Below are 14872 nucleotides of genomic sequence, written 5' to 3'. Positions count from 1 at the left end.
GGGGACGTGGGCGCCCTTCCTGGCGGTGGGGTGCCTGGCGGTGGGCGTGCTGGCGTACGTGGCCGTCAACCGCCGCGTCCCCACCTACGTGGTCCTCTACGTCGCGGCGGGATTGGCCTGCGCGGCGGGCGCCTTTCTGTGAGTACGAACAGTCGAGTGAAGCGGGAGTCGCACGATGGCGAGTGAAGCCGAGGGAACCTTCGAGATCATCAACGCGCTGGGGCTGCACGCCCGGGCCGCGGCGCAGATGGTCAAGGTGGCCAACCGCTTCAAGAGCGATGTCACCATCAAGGCCTCCGGGCAGCGCGCCAACGCCAAGTCCATCATGGGCGTGCTGATGCTCGCGGCGGCCCAGGGCACCCAGGTGACCCTCACCTGCAAGGGCGAGGACGCCGAGGCCTGCCTGTCCGAATTGAAAAAGCTCATCGAGGACCGGTTTGGCGAAGCGCAGTGAGCGTCGAAAGGGGAGGTAGACTCCCCTAGAGGTCAGAAAAACCGTGAGCAGCCAGGCCACCCCTACACTCAGGCTGTCGGGCATCGGCGCCTCTCCGGGCGTGGCGGTGGGCCACGCCTTCATCCTGGACCGGAAGCGCATCCGCACCCCCAAGCTGCGCCTGGCGGACGCGGAGGTGGAACCCGAGCGGATGCGGATGAAGACCGCCATCGACCTGTCCGACCGCCAGCTCGCGGAGCTGAAGGACCAGATCACGCGCACGGAGGGCAGTGACCACGCCCTCATCCTGGAAGCGCACCGGCTGATGCTCCACGACCCCATGCTCGTGGACGAGGTCAACCGCCTCATCGTGGAGGACCGCATCAACGCGGAATGGGCCGTCCGCCGCACGGCCCGGAAAATCAAACACCTCTTCGACAACATCCCGGACGAGTACTTCCGCGAGCGCCGCTCGGACGTGGACTACGTGGCGGACCGCATCATCCGCAACCTGATGGGCCAGGTGGTGGACGAGGACGTGGAGGTGCCCGCGGAGGCCATTGTCGTCGCGCATGACCTGCCGCCCGCGGACGCTGCGATGATGGCTCGCAGCGGCCGCGTGGCGGGCTTCGTCACCGACCTGGGCGGACAAACGAGCCACACCGCCATCGTCGCCCGCGCGCGTGAGACGCCCGCGGTGGTGGGCGCGGGGCGCGCGAGCGAACAGATTTCCCCGGGCGACCTGGTCGCCATGGACGGCACGCGCGGCGTGGTGCTGGTGAACCCCACGGAGGACCAGCTGGCGCTGTTCCGGGAGGAGCAGCGCCGCTACCTGGAGAGCGAGCAGCTGGCGCTGGCCACCAAGGACCAGCCCGCGGTGAGCACGGACGGCTTCCGCATCCGGCTCAACGGCAACATGGAGTTCCTGGAGGAGATCCCCTCGCTGCTGGCGCACGGCGCGGAGGGCATTGGCCTGTACCGCACGGAGTTCATGTTCCTGGACCGCAAGACGGCGCCCACGGAAGAGGAGCACTACCGCGCGTACAAGCAGGTGCTGGAGGCCATGGGGGGCCGCCCCGTCACCATCCGCACGCTGGACCTGGGCGGCGACAAGGTGCCGGGCAAGACGAAGCACGAGAAGGAACCCAACCCGGCCATGGGCCTGAGGGCCATCCGCTACTGCCTGTCCAACCGGGAGCTGTTCCGCGTCCAGCTGCGGGCCCTGTTGCGCGCGAGCGTGCACGGCAACCTGCGCCTGATGTTCCCGCTCATCTGCGGCGTCAGTGAGCTGCGCGAGGCCCGCAGCGAGCTGGAGGCGTGCCGCACGGCGCTGGGGCGCGCGGGTGTGCCGGTGGGCAAGCGCTTCCCGGTGGGCATCATGGTGGAGACGCCCAGCGCGGCGACCATCGCGGACCGGCTGGCGCAGGAGGCGGACTTCTTCTCCATCGGGACGAACGACCTCATCCAGTACTCGCTGGCCATCGACCGCCAGAACCGCGAGGTCGCGTACCTCTACCGGCCGCTGCACCTGTCGGTGCTGCGCATGCTCCAGGGCATCGTGGACGCGGCCAAGTCCGCCAACATCCCCGTCTCCATGTGCGGCGAGATGGCGGGCGACCCGCTCTTCACCCTGGTGCTGCTGGCGCTGGGCTTCGACGAGCTGTCCATGACGTCCGGTCAGATTCCGGTGGTGAAGCGCCTGATGCGCCGGGTGAGCCGGAGCGAAGCGGTGGAGATGCTCCAGGGCGCCATGGAGCTGACGACCGCGGAGGAGATTGAGCGCTTCGTGCGCACGGAGATGGACCGGCGCTTCAGCGGAGGCCAGGAGGGCTCGCTGCTGTCACCGGTGCATGATCCGGAATCAGAGCCGGTGTAGGCCCCTCTCTCCCTGAGAGAATGCGAGCAGAGGGGTCGCCGTTTCCAGGCGGAATGCACAGTTTGGCCGGACACGGAGGCAGGAGGCAGCAGCGTGTTCAAGCCAACAGACATTCAGCGGGGCATGACGGTGCGGGACCGGGACGGCGAAGCGCTCGGCGGCATCGTCGCGGTGGACCCGCGCGGCTTCACCATTGGCAAGGGGCGCATCTTCGAGCGGGAATACCCGGTGCGCTTCTCCGACGTCGAGGACCTGGACGGGGATGACGTCTACCTGCGCCGGGACCTGGCCAGCCTCCCGGGCGCCATGCTGGCGGAGGGCGCGCTGGAGCTGGAGGACGACCACTGCCACCCGGACACGCCGCACCGGCCGGTGGCCTACACGCACGACCTGACGGGCGCGCTGGTGCCCATGATGGAGTAGCGGGCGTCCTCACGCTCACGCATCACTCGGGACGGGACTCTCCATCACCGGTGGGGGGCCCGTCCTCGGTGTTTTCGCGGCCCGGGGTCCCGGCGTGCCTCCCGTCCTCGGGTGACAGCAGCCGGGAGAGGGGGCGCAGCACCACCAGCGACAGCAGGGCCAGGGCCACGGTGACGCTGGCCAGCACGTAGAGGCCCAGCCCGCAGGCCAGGCCCGCCGCCGCCGTCAGCCAGAGGTTCGCCGCCGTGGTGAGGCCTCGCACCGAGTGCCCGTGGCGCAGGATGACGCCCGCGCCCAGGAAGCCGATGCCCACGACAATCTGGCTGGCGATGCGGCTGACGTCCACCTGCGTGCCGCTGGGGTTCGCCTGCGCCCGGAGCAGCTCCTCCATGGACACGCTGGAGAGCGTGAAGCAGCACGCCCCCAGCGCCACCAGCGTGTGCGTGCGCAGCCCGGCGGCCTGGTTGCGCGCCTCACGCTCCACGCCCAGCACGCCGCCCAGCAGCGTGGCCAACGCCAGCCTTCCGATGAGGACTTGGGGTTCCACCGGGGCGGGACGCTACTCGCCCAGGTCGATCTTCTCGTCCTTGTCCGCGTCGTTCAGTTCGGGATTGGGCAACGTGTCCAGCGTGGCCACCAGCAGCTTGTAGGACGGCACCACGTAGGGCTCCACCACCTGGCCCAGCTCCGTCACGTACTGCTCCTTGCGCTCCACGTACTTCTTGTCCTCGGAGTCCCAGCTGCCGCCGGCCTCCGCGGCCCAGACCTCCTCACCGTCGCGGCAGCGGATGAGCTGCGCGCGCACCGCCACCTCCGCGCCGTCACCCACGCGCTTCACCGCCGGGTCCAGCCAGAGCACGCCCTCGATGCCCTCCACGCACTGGTCCTTGAAGGTGGCGTCCGTGGGGCGCTCCGGGAGCGACGTGTTGGCCTTCACCAGGTAGTCCCGGTTCTGGTTGAGCCACTGCCGCGCGATGAGGCTCCACAGGTCGCCAATGTACTGCTGCCCCTGCGGGAAGGGCTGCGTCACCACCGCCAGCCGCTTCACCTGCTGCCGGTCCACCGTCGCGTAGTCCGGGCGCAGCCGCTGGCTCTTCACCGTGCTCGCGCAGCCCGTGAGCACCATCAGGCCCAGCACCGCACCCACCCGCTTGAACGTCCCCATGGCTTGAAGCTCCCGAAGAAAAGAACGGCCCCGCGCTTCCCTTGGGGGAAGGCGGGGCCGTGAGGTCCGGCGCGGGATATTAAGCGCTTCCTCCGCGCTGTCAGGCGGCGCGTGTGGAGGACGTGTCACCGCCGGAGGCGGAACCGCCCTCCGGCGAACGTCCCGCGTCCTTCTGCCGCTTGTCGTGCATCAGCTGCATCACCGCCGCCAGCACCGTGAAGGACACCAGCAGCGTGGTGATGAGGCCGATGCAGGCGACCAGGCCCATGGAGCGCAGGCCGTTGTGGCTGGCCACCAGCAGCGCCGCGAAGCCCGCCACCGCCGTGAGCGTGGAGGACGCCACCGCCGCGCCCACGCTGCGCAGCGCCACCAGCGGGGACGTGCCCTCCAGGAAGCGGTGCAAGAGGTACAGGCCGTGGCTCACGCCGAAGCCCAGCAGGATGGGCAGGATGATGATGTTCATGAAGTTCAGGCGCAGGTCGAACAGCGCCATGAAGCCCATCATCATCGCCAGGCCCACCGTCAGCGGAATCACGGACGCCAGCGCCAGCTTCGCGTTGCGGAAGTCCGCGAAGTGCATCACCAGAATCCACAGCGCGGTGAGGATGACCGTGAGCTTCGCGTCCTTGAGCACCATGCGCGCCAGCGACGCGTACAGCTGCGTGGCGCCCGCGGCGCGGAACTCCTTCTCCACAGGCGCGCCCGTGGGGCCGCCCTGCGTGAACTTGCCCGGCGTCACCATGGCCTTGATGGAGGACGTCTGGTCCGCGAACTGGAGCATCTGCTTGCCGTCCCACAGGTCCACGCTCGGGTAGATGAACGTGAGGTAGCCGTGGTTCTCCGGGCTGGTGGTGGGCAGGTGGCGGAACTGCGAGGCGTAGATCTCCGGCACGTTGTGCACGTCGAAGGGGCGCGCCTCCAGCATCTTGAAGAACAGGGCCGCCTTCTCCTGCGTCTCCGGCGGCAGCGCCTTCACGTCGATCTCCTTCAGCTCCTCCTGCCACTCCTCCAGGATCTTCGCGTTCGCCTGGGAGATGCCCTCCGGCGGCACGAAGGTGAAGAGGCTCATCACCTGGGAGATGGCGGGGCGCTTCTTCGGGTCCGCCGTCAGCTCCTTGTAGAGGGCCTCCGTCTCCGCCAGGTCCTTGGTGTAGACGGCGAGCGGGTCGCTGGCGATCTTGAAGCGCGCGTTGATTTCATCCTGCAGCACCACGGACGGCTGGTTCGCCGGCATCAGCGCGCGGGTGTTGTAGTTGAAGCGCACGCCGTACGGCAGCCGCGCGAAGAAGCCCGCGTCCGCCGGGGGCTCGCCGCTCTTCCACGGGATGGCCGCGCCGCACACCACCGCGACAATCACGCAGCCCACCGCCAGCACCAGGCCGGGGCGCGGGATGCGCAGCTCCTTGCCGGTGGCGCTGACGGCGGGCGGCGGCTTCATCACGCCAATGAGCTTCTGCGGCAGCTCCGGGTTCTTGCGGCCGGCCAGCGCCAGCAGCGCCGGGCACCAGGAGAACAGCGTGAAGCCCAGCATCAGCGTGCCCGTGCCGGCCAGGAAGCCGAACTGGGAGAAGCCTTTGAACTCGCTCACCATCAGCACGTAGAACGAACCGGCCACCACCACCGCGGACACCAGCGCCGGGCGGCCCGCGTTGATGACCGCGTCGCGGATGGCCACGTCGTAGGGCTTGCCCGCGCCCAGTTCCAGGCGCGTGCGGAAGATGAAGTGGATGCCGTAGTCGATGCCGAACCCCATCAGGATGCCGCCCAGGATGGAGGTGATCATGTTGAGCTCACCCAGCGTCGCGTAGGTGAAGCCCAGCGTGTACAGCGTGCCCGCCACCGTGCCGCTCACCACGATGAGCGTGGGCGCCCACTTGCGGAAGAACGCGATGGTGATGGCGAAGATGGCGACCAGCGCGATGATGGTGACCGGCTGGAGCGAGTCCTCGATGGCGTACGAGTCGTCCACCGCCGTCTTGTAGGAACCCGTGAAGCCGTAGGCGACCGTCTTCTTGTCGCCCATCTTGTAGTAGTCCTCCACCAGCTGCACGCCCGAGGCGTTGCCCTTGGAGTACTGCTCCAGGTCCCCGCGCAGCTTGTCCACGTACTGCTTCGTCTTGCCGATCTCGTTGGTGTCCCACATCGGCTTGATGAGGAGCAGCAGCAGCTTGCGGTCCTGGGAGATGTAGTAGTCGTCCGCGATGCTCTTGTTGCCAACGCTGGAGTACTTGTCGACCAGGTCCTGCAGGTCCAGCTTCACCGGCTCCGTCTTCTTGATTTCAATGTAGAAGGGGTTCGCGCGGCGGATCTGATCCTTGAGGAACGCCATGATGCGGCGCTTGCCCTCGGCCAGGTCCTCCGTCTTCACGAACAGGACCATGTTGTTCTGCACGAACTCGACGGGGATCTTGTACGTGACGGAGCGGGCGTTCTCCTTGTCCTTGCCCACCATCACGGCCACGTCGTCCGCGACCTTCTTGAGCGTGGCCTCGTCGTCACCGCGGAAGGTGAGCATGAAGAAGCCGCTGCCGCCCACCATGTCGATGACGCGCTTGACGTCCTTCACCTCCTGCAGGTCCTGGGAGATGAGGTCCAGCTGGTTGGAGTTGATGGTCAGCTTCGACGTGCCCCACACGGCCAGGCCGAGCAGCAGCAGCAGCACTGTCATGACGGTGCCGGGGCGCCGGACCAGCATCTCTGCGTAGGCAAGGGCGAGGCGGGGCGGAGGATGGGACGAGGGATTGCCGCTCATGGGCGCGGGACCCTATCGCCGAACGTCCCCGCCCGGAAGCAAAGCCCGGACGCCTGTCAGTGCCCTGGAGGCCCGGCCAGGGGGACGGCCCGCGCCTCGGTCCCACCCGTGGCGGGCGCGTCACGGGGCGGCAGGAGGAAGGGGAGCGGGTTTCGCAGGAAGCGCAGGAACACCGCGCCCAGGAAGCGCACGCCTTCGAAGAGGGGCACGTCGCGGGCGCGCAGGGCCACGCCCAGGGCCAGCGCGAAGGACGCGCCGAAGTTGACGACGCCCACGAAGAGGACGCCCACGGCGGCCGCCAGGAAGCCCGGCTCCGTCACGGCGGAGGGGCCCAGCGCGCACCCGGCGAAGGCCAGCGCGCCGAACGAGAAGGTGACGTGGCGCACGTCCAGCGGGACGCCGAAGAAGCCGCCCACGCCCGGCATCACCGCCAGGAGCAGGCCCAGGCAGACACCGCCGGCCACGCCCGCGGCGTGGTGCATCAGCGCGTCCGCCACCCTGCGCGCGCCCGTCACGCCGAAGACGGCGCGCAGCACGCGGTGGTGGGCCAGCGCCTCCGGCAGGCGGCGGTAGACGATGAAGTTCTCGAACCAGCCGGCGGCCACGCTGGAGGCCCAGAGCATCACGCCGGTCAGCGTGGCGTAGAACAACGTCGCGCTCTTCCAGGGGTGCAGCGTCTCCACCACGTGCCGGGCCTGCTGTTCGGTCAGCCAGGCGTGGCCCGTGAGGAACTGGAGGCCCAGCGCCAGCGCCACCGCGACGGGCAGCACGCAGCCCAGGTTGCCCAGGATGGCCGCCAGCTGCGAGCGGGTGATGCGCGGCACCAGCGCCTCCAGGCGCTCCATGCGCCGGGCGCCTCCGTCCGGGCCCGCGTCCTCGCCCACCGCGGCCGCCAGCGTGGAGGCCGTCATGGACGGCTGCTTCGTGGCCAGCGTGAAGCCCAGCAGCTGCATCAGCACGAAGCCGCCGGCGTAGTTGAGCGCGACGAAGAGGCCCGCGAAGAAGGGGGCCAGCGGCAGGCCGGTGAGCAGGAACTTCAGCGCGACGGCGAACGCGGCCACCAGTCCGCCGCCCGCCGCCGAGTGCACCATGTGGTGGAACTCGGCCGTCGTGGAGGTGATGTAGTGCTCGCCCGTGTTGCCGGTGCGCTCGATGACCTTGCGCGCCAGCAGCCGGGCGTTGCGCCGCACCAGCGCGCGCACGGAGCGGTCCGCGTGCGCGTGCTCCAGCAGGTCCGACAGGAGCGCCAGCACCTCGCGCCAGCGGGGCTCACCGCGCGGCGCGGCCAGCACCCTGGCGATGGCCTCCATCCGGTCCAGGCCGCGCCGGATGCGCTCCAGCCGGTACACCAGGTCCACGCTGACGCCGGACTCCTCCAGGTGCCGGGTGACGGAGCGCACCACGCCGCGGCAGTCCTCCACCACGCGGGCCAGCTCCGCCAGCGCCTCCTGGGCCCCGTCGCGCGCCAGCACCGCGTCACACACCAGCCGCAGCCGCAGGAAGGGTGACGCGCGGAAGGACAGCTCCGGCGTGCGGTCGCGCACGTCCTCCGCCAGCCCCAGCCCCGCCACCTGCACGCCCAACAGCAGCAGCGCGTCCATCAGGTCCCCGCGCACCCGCGAGGACGGGGTGGGCTCCGGTGGGGGCGGCTCGCCCACCAGCGCCGTCAGCCGCGCCAGCAGCAGGGGGGACAGCGCGCCCAGCCACTTCGCGTCCCCAGGCACCGGGAACAGGAGCAGGAGCAGCTCCGACAACTTGCCCGGCTCCGGCGGCGCGGGCAGCACGCCGCGCACCAGGCGGTCCGTCAGCTCGGAAAAGAAGCCGTTGCCCGCGGAGAGCCCCACCTGGGCGAAGAGCTTCAGGCCCCGGCTGCTCGCGAACACGCCCGCCACCAGCCGGGTGACGGACGCGCGCAGGGCGCTCTCGCCCTCCAGCACGCGCACCAGCAGGGACAGCCGGGAGTTCGCGGGGGACAGCGCGGAGTCGTCCACCTCCGTGAGGCCGTGGGCGGGGATGCGGTCGCGCATCCAGTGGATCCACCGCTCCACCCACGCCAGGCGCGGCTCCAGGCCGTCCTGGGGGACCTCCGACAACAGCCGGAGCAGGTCGCGGACCGCGGGGTGCCCCGGAGCGCGGGGGGCGTACTGGACGCAGAACGCGTCCATCTCTCGGTCGGACGGAGCCCCCCGGAGCAGCAGCCGCGGGGCGGGGGTCGAAACACTCATTCGCCAGGCGCTCCGGGGGAGGAGGAACGCCCAAGCCTACCCGGCCCGCGCCTCCCCCGGAACCCGGAGGTGTGGCGAGGGCCGGGATGCCCGGCTGCCCTGGCGGGAGGCAGGCTGGATTACTTCACCTTCACCGAAGCCAGCTCGTTGTTCTTCTGGCGCATGGCGCCGAGCAGCGCGTCCCAGCCGCCCTCCTTGAAGAGCGGGCGGACCTGGTCGTCGCGGATGCCGGTGAGCATGGAGTCGCCCAGCACGGACACGTCCACGACCTTCCAGCTGCTGCCCACCTTCTCCACGGAGTACTTGAGCTTCATCTCCTGCTTCTTCAGCGGGTGGTTGATGAAGATGGTGGAGCCCACGAGCGCCTTGTCGCCCGTCACCTGCGGCTCGTCGTAGGTGATGGAGTCCAGGTTCTTGAAGTTCTCGCGCACCTTGGGGAAGGCGATCTTCGCGAAGAGGCTCTGGAAGAGCTGCGTGAACTCCTTGCGCTGCGCGTCCGTGGCCTTGGTCCACTCTTCGCCCAGCAGGAAGAGGCCCTGCTGGTCGCTGCCCAGGTTCTCCAGGGCCTTGGTGTCCTTCTCGTAGCGCACGGACTGCACCACGGTCTTCACGGGCTTGGTGATGGCTTCGGACGCCTTGGGCGCGGCGAGCGCGGGCACTGCGAAGGTGAGGGCAACCAGGAAGGGAAGGGTGCGGATGCGGGCGTTCACGTTCATATGGGTCGGTGACCTCCAGAAGAAGGGCGCGGGTCCTGTAGCCCTGAGAACGCCGCGCGAACCATGAAATTCATCCGGCGGGCGGGCACACCCGCGGCGTCGGGTCCGCCTGGTTGAAGGGCGCTGGCACCGAATAAACCCGTGTATCGGCAGGTTTGACTCTGCTGGGACCCCACGTTTAGTGTCCGCCCCCTGCGCTGCGTCACCGAATTAGCGCGAAGCCCGAGAAGACATGCCTACCGACTTCCTGTTCACGTCTGAATCCGTCACCGAGGGCCACCCGGACAAGATCGCCGACCAGATCTCCGACGGTGTGCTCGATGCCATCATCGCCAAGGATCCGCAGGCGCGCGTCGCCGTGGAGACGCTCGTCAAGACGGGCCTCGCCATTGTCGCGGGCGAGGTGACGACGAACACCTACGTGGACATCCCGAAGATCGTCCGCTCCACCATCACGCGCATCGGCTACACCGATAGCTCCATGGGCTACGACGGCAACACCTGCGGCGTCATGGTGGCCATCGAGGGCCAGAGCCAGGACATCGCGCGCGGCGTGGACAACAAGAAGGACCAGGGCGCCGGCGACCAGGGCATGATGTTCGGCTTCGCGTGCGACGAGACGCCGGAGCTGATGCCCGCGCCCATCCACTACGCGCACGCGCTGACCCGCCGCCTGGCGGAGGTGCGCCGCAAGAACCACCCGTGGATCCGCCCGGACGGCAAGAGCCAGGTCACGGTGGAGTACAAGGACGGCAAGCCGCTGCGCATCGACGCGGTGGTGCTGTCCACGCAGCACTCGGATGACGTCTCCAACAAGAAGATCCAGGAGGCCATCCGCGAGGACGTCATCCTGAAGGTCCTGCCGAAGAAGCTCATCGACAACAAGACCAAGTTCTTCATCAATCCCACGGGCCGCTTCGTCATCGGCGGCCCCATGGGCGACTCGGGCCTCACGGGCCGCAAGATCATCGTCGACACCTACGGCGGCATGGGCCGTCACGGCGGCGGCGCGTTCAGCGGCAAGGACCCGTCCAAGGTGGACCGCTCGGCCGCGTACATGGGCCGCTACATCGCGAAGAACGTCGTGGCGGCGGGCCTGGCCAGCCGTTGCGAGGTGCAGGTGTCCTACGCCATCGGCGTGGCGGAGCCTGTCAGCGTGATGGTGGAGACCTTCGGTACGTCCACCGTGCCGGAAGAGCAGATCGCCCGCGCCGTGCGCCAGGTGTTCGGCCTGCGCCCGCGCGAAATCACGGAGCACCTGGACCTGCTGCGGCCCATCTACCAGAAGACCGCCGCGTACGGTCACTTCGGCCGCGCGGAGAAGGAGTTCACCTGGGAGCGCACGGACAAGAAGGACGCGCTGCGTGAGGCCGTCGCGGCCCCCGCCCCCAAGGCGCGCACGCCCCGCCTGAAGGCGGTCTGACGCACCGGTAACACTCCGTCGTACCCACGCGCTCGTCCCCTCCCGGGGCGAGCGCGTTTTCATTTCCACGGCCGGGCGCGCACGGTGGGTGAATTGTTAGGACACCGGCATGCCGACTCCGGGTGCCGCGTCTGGCTGGCGCATCGTGCTGCTCACCGTGGCCCCCGCCGTGGCGCACGACTTCACGTTGGCGCTGAGGGCCCAGGGGCATGACGTGGTGGCCCTGGTGGTGCCCGCGGGCGTCCGGGGCCTGCGCCCGCTGGACAGGGAGGGGTGGGCGGAGCTGGGGCGGCTCTTTGAAGCCGCGCCGCCGTCGGTGGACGTGCTGCTGGTGAGCGAGCGCGCCCACCTGATGCCCCGGCTGACGGAGCTGCGGCCGGACTTCGTCCTGTGCTTCTTCTTCCCCTGGAGGCTGCCGCCGGAGGTGCTGGCGCTGCCACCGCTGGGGGCGGTGAACGTGCACCCGTCGTTGCTGCCTCGCTACCGGGGGCCGTGTCCGCTGGGCTGGGCGCTGCGGGAGGATGCTCGCGAGCTGGGGCTCACCTTCCACCGGATGGACGCGAGCTTCGACACCGGGCCCGTGCTGGCGCAGGGGCTGTTCGCCATCCAGGACGAGGATCCGGAGGAGGTCGTCTTCGAGAAGCTGATGCTCGCGTCGCGCCGGCTGCTGCCCGGGGTGGTGGAGCGCGTGGCGCGCGGAGACGTGGGCGAGCGGCAGGCGGAAGAAGACGCCACCTTCGCGCCCTTCTTCGAAGCCTCGTACCGAAACGTGGATTGGCGCGACGACGCGCGGGCCGTGCACCTGAAGGTGCGCGCGTGCCGCTTCGCCGGATGGCGCGAGGGGCGAGGCGACGCGAGGGCCCGGCTCGAGGGCCGCTGGGTCCGCGTGCAGTGCACCCGGGCGTGGCGGGGCGAGGACCCGCACGCGCGGCCGGGCACGCTGTTGGCGCGGCAGGGGGACGAGCTGCTGGTGCAGTGCGGGGACCGGCCGCTCTGGGTGGTGTCTCACACGGTAGAGGACGCCTGAGCGCGATGGGCAGGTACAACGAGTTCATCTGGCCGGTGAAGTGCCCGTCGTGCGGTGCCGCGGAGGCGCTTTCGTTCCAGGGCTACATCGGGCTGCTGCAGTGGGAGCGGTTCCAGGAGGGCGACGACGTCTTCGACCGCGAGCCCCAGCACCGGCGTCGCGAGGTGGGGCCTGACGCGGGGCTGGAGGGGCGGAGCTTCTGGGCCTACGGCCTGGGGGACTGTCCGCGTTGCAGGCAGACGCTGTGGGCGCGCATCGACGTGCGCAAGGGCCGCTTCGTGGGGCTGGTGCTCGTGGCGGAGCCCGCCAACATGTACGACTGGGGACCGCTGTGACCGTCTCAGCGCGAGTCCAGGAACGTGAGCAGCGCGGCAATGAATATCGCCAGGGTTCGCACGTCTCCGGGCTCTACCCACCTCCCCCAAGCCAGGGAACAATGCCCATTCTCCCCCCTGCACCGATGCGGTGCGCTCTCGGAACGCTCGTCTTGCTGGCCGGGTTCGCGCTTCCTGCCGCCGCTGCCCCTCTGGCATCCGCCGCTGCATCACAGGCCGTCATGCAGTTGGCCTTGAAGCAAACCTCCGACGTGCCCTTCCTCGTCTTCCCGTGGGAGGGTGCGGTCCTTTCGAGTGGGCTCGTCTACTTCGAGTGGGAAGCGCCCACGGACCCCGATGGGGTGTCGCCGGAGTATGGCCTGCTCATCCGCCAGGGCGGCGTGAACGTCCGAACCTTCAAGACGACGCAGACCTTCTTCGCCCTGTCCGCGAGCAATGAGCTGCCGCCGGGGGCCTATACCTGGCTCGTCGTCGCGTACAACGGCGGTGGCACCTCCACCTCTGTCGAGTCCCGCTTCACCATCGCGGGGGGAGGCGCCGTGGACGGGGGCATTCCGGACGCGGGCACGGCTCCAGACGCGGGCTCCATCGGGGCGGACGCAGGGGGGCAGGATCCCGGCGTCTCGATCCCCCTTGATCCGACCTCGCCTGTTCCCTCCAGCCCGCTCTCGGAATCTTCCGGATGTACCTTGAGTCCGGCTGGTGGGGCATCCCCTGGCGCACTGCTGCCGCTTCTGGCGCTCGGGCTCATCCTCCGAGGCCGGGCGCGCGGACGCCGTGGCAGGGCGAGCCCGGGGACGTGAGCCGCGCGGCGCGGTCCTGACGTGAGCCCGAAGGTGCGGAGATTGCACAGGGGGACGCGGTGAGGCCTCGGGCCTCCTCTTTCGCGCGCGGTGCGCGGAGTGACACGACAGGGTGACGCGTCTTGGTTGACGTTTCCGCCAGAAAGACAGACATGGGCTTTCTTCCCCGGCTCAAGCCCCAGGGGGTGGTGGCGGCCCTCGCGACGCTGGTCCTCCTGGGCTACGGCGTGATGGTGGCGTTCATGCTGAACATGGAGCGAGGAGAGCGGCAGCGGGGCGTGGCGCGGAACATGCGGCACATCCTGCTGGCGCTGACCCATTACGAGGAGCGCACGGGCCACGCGCTGCCACCTTCGGCCGGGCTCTCCGTGCTCGTGGAGGAGGGCTTGCTGGAAGCCCTCCCCGTGGACCCCTGGGGCCATGACTACAAGTACCGCGTGGAGGCGGGCTCGCCGGTCATCCTGTCCTACGGCCGTGATGGCATTCCGGACGGCGAGGGCCCGGACGCGGACCTGTCCTCTCTCAGCCTGCTGGCGGAGTGAGGCAGGCCCACGGGTTGCAATCGCAGTCATGCCGGAAGGCAGAGAGGCCTTCCGTTCCAGAAGGACAGACATGAACAGGAAACAGCGACGTCAGCGCGGCATGACGCTGATTGAAATCATGGTCGTCATCACCATCCTGGGGCTCATCGCCGCCGCCGTGGGCGTGTCGGTGATGGGCCAGTTCGGCCAGGCGAAGCAGCAGCGCGTGGGGCTGGACTTCCACTCGCTGGGGCAGGCGCTCCAGATGTACGCGATGAAGAAGGGGAAGCTGCCGGACACCTCCGCGGGGCTGCGTCCGCTGGTGGAGGAGGGCGTCCTCAACGAGCTGCCGCGCGACCCGTGGGGCAATGACTACGTGTACACGCTGAGCCGGGGCGTGCCGGCCATCGTGTCACTGGGCGCGGATGGCGCGCCGGGCGGTGACGGCGATGACCGGGACCTCTCGTCGCTCGACAAGGACGCTCGGGGGCGAGGGTGAGGTGAGAGGAAAAGGGGTGCTGCCCGAGTGGAGAAGCCACGATTGGGTGGCGTGATAGGCCAGGACGGATTCGAACCGTGAGCTCCCTGTGAGGGGAGCCTTACCAGAGCGTGTAGGGCCTCTCCGGCCGGGCAGCACTCCCAGGGACGAAAGCGCCGCGAAAATCCTGACGGGGGATTTTCGCCCGCGCGCTTTTCAGTCCTCCGGGAAGGTGGCGAGCGTGAGGGACTCCGGGGGGACCTTCAGCTCGCGCGGCAGCTTGAGGACGCCGTCCAGGTAGCGCCAGCCGGTGCCGTCGTGGCGGAAGTCCGAGCGCTCCACGAAGGACTGGTCCTTCCCCTTCTCGAACACCCTGGCGAAGAAGAGGACGCGGGCGAGCCCCGTCGCGTCCGGGGGCTGGTGGCCCATCACCACCAGCCCCGGGTACTGGTGGGCCTGGGCGAAGGCGCGCAGCTCGCGCACGACGTCCGCTTCTGGACGGGCCCGCATCGGGTGGCCGGGGTGGAGCGTCTTCCACAGGTAGGTGGCGTCGCGCAGGGCGAAGGCGCTGTAGCGGCTGCGCATGAGGCGCTCGGCGTCCGGGGCTTCCGCCTCGCCTTTGTGGAAGGGGGCGCAGCACTGCTTGTAGCGCTGGCCGGAGGAGCAGGGACACAGGGGGACGGGGGGCATGGCGG

At 69.4% G+C, this 14872-nt stretch carries 15 protein-coding genes; 9 read left to right on the top strand and 6 right to left on the bottom strand.

What is annotated here, in order from left to right; genetic code table 11:
- Nucleotides 1-175 precede the first annotated feature (175 nt).
- From D7X55_RS21985 to D7X55_RS21975, 3 genes are all read left to right on the top strand, one after another.
- The gene (locus D7X55_RS21985) at nt 176-454 is read left to right on the top strand and encodes an HPr family phosphocarrier protein (RefSeq protein ID WP_120551831.1); all 279 of its coding nucleotides are present in this window, start codon (nt 176-178) and stop codon (nt 452-454) included.
- A gap of 43 nt (nt 455-497) precedes the next feature.
- Nucleotides 498-2309, top strand: coding sequence for a phosphoenolpyruvate--protein phosphotransferase (gene ptsP / locus D7X55_RS21980; RefSeq protein WP_120551830.1), 1812 nt, complete (start codon nt 498-500; stop codon nt 2307-2309).
- A gap of 93 nt (nt 2310-2402) precedes the next feature.
- The gene (locus D7X55_RS21975) at nt 2403-2732 is read left to right on the top strand and encodes a hypothetical protein (RefSeq protein ID WP_120551829.1); all 330 of its coding nucleotides are present in this window, start codon (nt 2403-2405) and stop codon (nt 2730-2732) included.
- A 22-nt stretch (nt 2733-2754) separates the two neighbouring features.
- On the opposite strand, the gene D7X55_RS21970 is transcribed toward D7X55_RS21975, so the two are convergent.
- From D7X55_RS21970 to D7X55_RS21950, 5 genes are all read right to left on the bottom strand, one after another.
- On the bottom strand, nt 2755-3279 hold the full coding sequence (locus D7X55_RS21970) for an MgtC/SapB family protein (protein WP_120551828.1): 525 nt from the start codon (nt 3277-3279) through the stop codon (nt 2755-2757).
- A gap of 12 nt (nt 3280-3291) precedes the next feature.
- Nucleotides 3292-3897: an MXAN_6521/LA_1396 family lipoprotein gene (locus D7X55_RS21965; protein ID WP_120551827.1), complete on the bottom strand. Its 606-nt coding sequence runs from the start codon at nt 3895-3897 to the stop codon at nt 3292-3294.
- A 100-nt stretch (nt 3898-3997) separates the two neighbouring features.
- On the bottom strand, nt 3998-6649 hold the full coding sequence (locus tag D7X55_RS21960; RefSeq protein WP_121724095.1) for an RND family transporter: 2652 nt from the start codon (nt 6647-6649) through the stop codon (nt 3998-4000).
- A 56-nt stretch (nt 6650-6705) separates the two neighbouring features.
- The gene (locus D7X55_RS21955; protein WP_121724094.1) at nt 6706-8874 is read right to left on the bottom strand and encodes a site-specific recombinase; all 2169 of its coding nucleotides are present in this window, start codon (nt 8872-8874) and stop codon (nt 6706-6708) included.
- Nucleotides 8875-8993: 119 nt separating this feature from the next.
- On the bottom strand, nt 8994-9584 hold the full coding sequence (locus tag D7X55_RS21950; protein WP_120553023.1) for an ABC transporter substrate-binding protein: 591 nt from the start codon (nt 9582-9584) through the stop codon (nt 8994-8996).
- A gap of 238 nt (nt 9585-9822) precedes the next feature.
- Here D7X55_RS21950 and metK point away from each other — a divergent pair, with 238 nt between their 5' ends.
- From metK to gspG, 6 genes are all read left to right on the top strand, one after another.
- On the top strand, nt 9823-11013 hold the full coding sequence (metK, locus tag D7X55_RS21945; RefSeq protein ID WP_120553016.1) for a methionine adenosyltransferase: 1191 nt from the start codon (nt 9823-9825) through the stop codon (nt 11011-11013).
- A gap of 109 nt (nt 11014-11122) precedes the next feature.
- Nucleotides 11123-12040 carry a methionyl-tRNA formyltransferase gene (locus D7X55_RS21940; protein WP_121724093.1) on the top strand — a complete coding sequence of 306 codons (918 nt, stop codon included), beginning with the start codon at nt 11123-11125 and terminating at the stop codon, nt 12038-12040.
- Between the two features lie 5 nt (nt 12041-12045).
- Entirely contained in the window at nt 12046-12375 is a 330-nt protein-coding gene (locus tag D7X55_RS21935) for a hypothetical protein (protein WP_120553018.1), read from the top strand.
- Nucleotides 12376-12608: 233 nt separating this feature from the next.
- A complete protein-coding gene (locus D7X55_RS21930; protein ID WP_147442996.1) occupies nt 12609-13178 on the top strand; it encodes a hypothetical protein in 570 nt (189 codons plus the stop codon).
- 152 nt (nt 13179-13330) lie between these two features.
- Complete coding sequence (locus tag D7X55_RS21925; protein ID WP_120553020.1) at nt 13331-13720, top strand: type II secretion system protein GspG; 390 nt, start codon at nt 13331-13333, stop codon at nt 13718-13720.
- Between the two features lie 70 nt (nt 13721-13790).
- Nucleotides 13791-14198, top strand: coding sequence for a type II secretion system major pseudopilin GspG (gene gspG, locus D7X55_RS21920; protein WP_120553021.1), 408 nt, complete (start codon nt 13791-13793; stop codon nt 14196-14198).
- Between the two features lie 195 nt (nt 14199-14393).
- On the opposite strand, the gene D7X55_RS21915 is transcribed toward gspG, so the two are convergent.
- Entirely contained in the window at nt 14394-14867 is a 474-nt protein-coding gene (locus D7X55_RS21915) for a YchJ family protein (protein ID WP_121724096.1), read from the bottom strand.
- Nucleotides 14868-14872: the final 5 nt, after the last annotated feature.

Source organism: Corallococcus sp. AB049A (genome assembly GCF_003668885.1).
GTDB lineage: Bacteria > Myxococcota > Myxococcia > Myxococcales > Myxococcaceae > Corallococcus > Corallococcus interemptor.
This window is presented reverse-complemented; position numbering and strand designations above follow the sequence as displayed.

Coding starts and splice junctions, on each gene's coding strand:
- D7X55_RS21985 (WP_120551831.1), top strand. CDS start 176: ATGGCGAGTGAAGCCGAGGGAACCTTCGAGATCATCAACGCGCTGGGG.
- D7X55_RS21965 (WP_120551827.1), bottom strand. CDS start 3,897: ATGGGGACGTTCAAGCGGGTGGGTGCGGTGCTGGGCCTGATGGTGCTC.
- D7X55_RS21960 (WP_121724095.1), bottom strand. CDS start 6,649: ATGAGCGGCAATCCCTCGTCCCATCCTCCGCCCCGCCTCGCCCTTGCC.
- D7X55_RS21955 (WP_121724094.1), bottom strand. CDS start 8,874: ATGAGTGTTTCGACCCCCGCCCCGCGGCTGCTGCTCCGGGGGGCTCCG.
- metK (WP_120553016.1), top strand. CDS start 9,823: ATGCCTACCGACTTCCTGTTCACGTCTGAATCCGTCACCGAGGGCCAC.
- D7X55_RS21940 (WP_121724093.1), top strand. CDS start 11,123: ATGCCGACTCCGGGTGCCGCGTCTGGCTGGCGCATCGTGCTGCTCACC.
- D7X55_RS21935 (WP_120553018.1), top strand. CDS start 12,046: ATGGGCAGGTACAACGAGTTCATCTGGCCGGTGAAGTGCCCGTCGTGC.
- D7X55_RS21925 (WP_120553020.1), top strand. CDS start 13,331: ATGGGCTTTCTTCCCCGGCTCAAGCCCCAGGGGGTGGTGGCGGCCCTC.
- gspG (WP_120553021.1), top strand. CDS start 13,791: ATGAACAGGAAACAGCGACGTCAGCGCGGCATGACGCTGATTGAAATC.
- D7X55_RS21915 (WP_121724096.1), bottom strand. CDS start 14,867: ATGCCCCCCGTCCCCCTGTGTCCCTGCTCCTCCGGCCAGCGCTACAAG.